General features: G+C 76.1%; 1 protein-coding gene. It reads left to right on the top strand.

Annotation, left to right across the window (positions count from 1 at the left end):
* Window positions 1–81: 81 nt before the first annotated feature.
* A partial coding sequence (locus tag ACJA3G_RS37295) for a 4'-phosphopantetheinyl transferase superfamily protein (protein WP_406557442.1) occupies window positions 82–1,193 on the top strand: 1,112 nt, incomplete at its 3' end.

Here is a 1,193-nt window from a genome sequence, read left to right as displayed (position 1 = left end):
GCGGCCCCCGCCCCGCCGCTCGACACGGCCGGTGAGCGCCCGCCGGACCTGGCGGCGGACCGGTTGTACGAGGACCGGTGGATGTTCCACGGACCCGCCTTCCAGGGCGTCACCGCGCTGAAGGGGATCGGGCCCCGCCATGTCCGGGGCACCCTCACCACGCCGTCCGCGCCGGGCGCGCTCCTCGACAACGTGGGACAGCTCCTCGGCTACTGGCTGATGTCGACCCACGCCTCCCGCACCGTGATCTTCCCCGTGGCCCTGGCGCGGGCCCGCTTCTTCGGCCCGCACCCGCCCGTCGGCACGCCCGTCGACTGCCATGCGGTGATCACCTCGCTCACCGAGGACACCCTCCTCGCCGACGCCCGGCTGACCCTGTCCGACGGCACGGTGTGGGCGGAGCTCACCGGCTGGCGCGACCGCCGCTTCTCCGGACTCGACGCCCGCAGGTCCGGCGGCTACCCCGAGCACCTGGCCCTCGCCGAGGCCCGGCCCGGCGGCTGGTGCCTGCTGCGGGACCAGTGGCCGGACCTGGCCTCCCGCGACCTGCTGATGCGGATGCAGCTGGGCCGGGCCGAGCGGGAGGCGTACGAGGCGAAGCCGCCGCGCGGCCGGCGGCAGTGGCTGCTCGGCCGGATCGCCGCCAAGGACGCGGTACGGCGGTGGCTGTGGGAGCGCGGCGAGGGCGCGGTGTTCCCGGCCGAGATCGAGATCGTGAACGAGGAGTCGGGACGGCCGCGTGCGGTGGGAACGCACGGCCGTACCCTCCCGCCGCTGGAGCTGTCCCTCGCCCACCGGGGCGACCTGGCGGTCGCGCTGGTACGCCCCGCCGGGCCCGGCTCGTACCGGAACGGCGTCGGCATCGACGTCGAGGAGATCGCCGACCGCACCCCCGAGACGCTTCGCGTCGCCCTCGGCCCGCGTGAACTCGCCCTGCTGGGGCGGCTCGTGGCCGAGACCGGGGAGCCCGAGGCCCGCTGGTTCACCCGCTTCTGGACGGCCAAGGAGGCCGTCGCCAAGGCGGCGGGAACCGGGTTCGGCGGCCGGCCGCACGCCTTCGAGGTGACCGGCGCGACCGCCGACGCCCTCACCGTCACCGCCGACGGCCGCCGCCACCACGTCCCCTGCGCCCTCGTCACCGACACCCATGTCGTGGCCTGGACCACGTCCGCGCCGCCCACCGAGGAGAGTGC

Source organism: Streptomyces sp. YS-3, assembly GCF_045257485.1.
Classification (GTDB): domain Bacteria; phylum Actinomycetota; class Actinomycetes; order Streptomycetales; family Streptomycetaceae; genus Streptomyces.
Note: the sequence above shows the minus strand (reverse complement) of the source record. Positions and strands in the feature narration are given on the sequence as shown.